Origin of the sequence: Meridianimarinicoccus marinus (assembly GCF_040689105.1) — a bacterium.
Lineage (GTDB): Bacteria > Pseudomonadota > Alphaproteobacteria > Rhodobacterales > Rhodobacteraceae > Meridianimarinicoccus > Meridianimarinicoccus marinus.
Genome location: NZ_JBFBVU010000112.1, coordinates 1 through 299 on the forward strand (window position 1 = coordinate 1; position 299 = coordinate 299).

Sequence of the window (299 nt, forward strand, 5' to 3'; positions counted from 1 at the left end):
ATCGTACCCGAACGCGACATTGCCGACCTGATGACGCGCGACGCGGCCTTTGCCGCGGTCGAGAAGGTCTTTGCCGCGATGGCCTCCGGCGAGGCCTACAACTTCCCCGTGGTGCGCGAGGCCATCGGCCACGAAGACGCGCTCTACGGCTTCAAGGGCGGTTTCGACCGGGCCGGGCTGACGCTGGGCCTGAAGGCGGGCGGCTACTGGCCCAACAACCTTGAAAAGCGCGGGATCATCAACCACCAGTCCACGGTCTTTCTGTTCGATCCCGACACCGGCAAGGCCAGAGCCATGGT

General features: G+C 65.2%; 1 pseudogene. It reads left to right on the top strand.

The window, feature by feature from the left end:
- A pseudogene (locus tag AB0T83_RS20635) lies at nt 1-299 on the top strand (ornithine cyclodeaminase family protein); the annotation flags it as partial.